This is a genomic window from Sutcliffiella rhizosphaerae (assembly GCF_917563925.1).
Classification (GTDB): domain Bacteria; phylum Bacillota; class Bacilli; order Bacillales; family Bacillaceae_I; genus Sutcliffiella_A; species Sutcliffiella_A rhizosphaerae.
In genome coordinates, this window is record NZ_CAKJTJ010000080.1 from 1 (window position 1) to 2,656 (window position 2,656).

3 protein-coding genes are annotated in these 2,656 nt (G+C 33.1%); 2 read left to right on the plus strand and 1 reads right to left on the minus strand.

The genetic code is table 11. The features are described from left to right. A partial coding sequence (locus LRP81_RS23020; protein ID WP_230505532.1) for a transposase occupies positions 1-358 on the plus strand: 358 nt, incomplete at its 5' end. A gap of 451 nt (positions 359-809) precedes the next feature. Here LRP81_RS23020 and LRP81_RS23025 read toward each other — a convergent pair. Continuing rightward, positions 810-962, minus strand: a complete 153-nt coding sequence (locus LRP81_RS23025; protein ID WP_230505534.1) for a hypothetical protein — start codon at positions 960-962, stop codon at positions 810-812. A gap of 443 nt (positions 963-1,405) precedes the next feature. Here LRP81_RS23025 and LRP81_RS23030 point away from each other — a divergent pair, with 443 nt between their 5' ends. After that, the gene (locus LRP81_RS23030) at positions 1,406-2,650 is read left to right on the plus strand and encodes an IS91 family transposase (RefSeq protein ID WP_230505536.1); all 1,245 of its coding nucleotides are present in this window, start codon (positions 1,406-1,408) and stop codon (positions 2,648-2,650) included. Positions 2,651-2,656 lie beyond the last annotated feature (6 nt).

Here is a 2,656-nt window from a genome sequence, read left to right on the forward strand (position 1 = left end):
AGGAAAAACTGGAACGGGTACTAATTCAAGTCTAACCTTTTATTTTGATACGAACATTTGTAAGCAATGTCCTTTAAGAGAAAGATGCTATAACAATACCAAAGAAAAAACATACTCAATTAGCATTAAATCTGAAGAGCATAGTCAACCAATGGCTTACCTAGAATCGGATGAATATCTTCAAAGAAAAGGTATTCGTTCCCATATTGAGCATAAAAATGCTGAATTAAAGAATGCACATAGAATGACCAGGGCTAAATACCGTGGTCAGTTGGGCATGCGAATACAAGCATTTCTAACTGCTTTTGTTGTTAACATAAAGAGAATGGTTAAGCTACACAAAGCCCTATCCCATTAGGGATAGGAGGAGTAGATAAACTCAAAACAAAAAAGCTCCTAGTTTATGTAAATTCATAAACTAGGGGCTTTTTTACTTAAAAGTGCGTAGCAATTATGCTCTTTTTGCAGTGTCCTCAATAATGAAGGGCTTTTTATTAGTACGATGGAAATGTTTATAAAGCATTGGCTTAAAAATACCATTCTAAATAAAAGTTATCTTCATTTATCCTATTTTATATTTTTCACGGGAGAGTTTGTATGAAAAAAGAATACATTATAGCTTATATTAATTTCAAATCAGTTTTGATGTCTTTAAACCACTATTTGGTGGTTGTCAGAAAATACTTAAAAAATTGAAAATATTAAAATTAGTGTATTGATATGATTTTATACAAAAAATGAATTTTTTAAGAATAAGATATTTAATTTCGGATAACAAAGGAAACGGAAACTAACCAAATCTCATTAATTTAGTCATCTAATGCATCAATAGCTTTCTGTGCTTGCACCTCAGTTGTATTCAAGTATAAAGCAGAAGTATTATTGGATGTATGGCTAAGCTGACGCATAAGACCATAGACAGGATTTCTTTTTGCGTATTCTTTAGCAAAGAAATCTCTCATTTTTATGAGGGGACAACTTCTTATCAGATAAGGCTTCTGTATATTTCATAATAAATTGCTGAAAAGCTCGAACCGAAAGCGGTTGAGTGGCTCATTTATATTCGTAAAAAAAAAAATATATGTTGTTATCAGTAGCTTTGTAATGTTTGTTTCTTACATCTTTATAACGCTCCAAATAGCGAAGGGTATTTTCGAAAGGGAACAGTTGATTCTTTACTGCCTTTTCGAAGGACGGCAAACTTCCTCTTAAAACAAAAGGTATTCATAAGAATTTTATATTAACTCACTTTTAATATAAGAATTTATTATTCTTATTCAACAAACGGGCGCGTTTCTTTAGGAAATGCGCTTTTTTCATTGTTTAGGAAATTATAAAATAATCGAATTGTGGATAAGTGTCCGGTATAATTTATAATACATAAATAGTAATAGGAAGAATGACTATGAAAAACATCAAGAGTGGAGTTATTAAACAAGTACTTAAAGATCATTTTGACGGTTATTGGTGTATGTATGGAAACTCGTACCCAGAAACATATCGTGATGATATTAAAGAAACGGTTCAAAAAGCGATTAGGTGTGGAACAACGGATCTTGGATATGCACGATATGAATGTTTTGGTTGTGAAAAGAATTCCCAAACGAAGTTTGTATGCTTTACATGTAAGAGTCGTTTCTGTCATAAATGTGGTAAAAAGTACACCGATGATTGGTCAGAAAAACAACAGGAAATGATTTTTAATGTTCCTCATAGACATATGGTTTTTACGATACCTAAGGAAATCAGAACGTTGTTCTTTCAAGATCGGAAAAAGTTGAACGAACTTAGTAAAAAAGTGTCCGAGGTATTCCAATTCTACTTTAGGAGAAAAAGTAAAAAAAGGCATCTTCAAGTTGGTGTGATTACTGTTATTCATACGTTTGGAAGAGACATGAAATTCAATCCCCACGTTCATGCATTAGTTACCGAAGGGGCTATTGATAATAAAAATGAATGGGTACCTACCGAGTTTATTCCTTATGAATATCTCCGCAAATCTTGGCAGAAAGTATTGTTGGATATGCTTAGAGAATGGTTTCCTTCCAATCCAAAAGTACAGAGGCAAGTTTCTGAACTATACCAACGGTATCCCAAGGGATTTTACGTAAATGCGGAGAAAAGAATGAAGGATGCGAAAGGTGCTGTTAAGTATATCGGTCGCTATTTAGCTAGGCCGGCCATCGCTGAGTATAGGATTATTAATTATGACGGTAAAAATGTAGAGTTCTGGTATGAAGATCATCAAACTGGAAAAAGGGTTGATGTTAAAATATCTGTTTATGAGTTCCTAAAAAAATTACTTCAACACATCCCTCCCAAGCATTTTCGAATGGTTGGTCGTTTTGGTTTGTATAGTAGAAGATCATATAAAAAAGCTAACCAAGTACTTTCTTTGTATGCCTTCATGCGAACGAAACAACTCTCATTATTATTAGAGACTAAAAAGAAAAGAAGAAAGTCTTATCGCCAACGCATGATAGAGTCATTTGATAAGGACCCATTATTATGTCCAGGTTGTAATAAAGTAATGGATCTAGCGGAAGTGTATCATGGTGATTATGGATACTTGTATCACTATATGGACGATATGAAAATTATTAAAGCGAAAGGAATGAAGAAGAGTGGCAAAGAAAAAAGAGCTGGATGATAGTGA

Coding starts and splice junctions, on each gene's coding strand:
- LRP81_RS23025 (WP_230505534.1), bottom strand. CDS start 962: ATGAGAGATTTCTTTGCTAAAGAATACGCAAAAAGAAATCCTGTCTAT.
- LRP81_RS23030 (WP_230505536.1), top strand. CDS start 1,406: ATGAAAAACATCAAGAGTGGAGTTATTAAACAAGTACTTAAAGATCAT.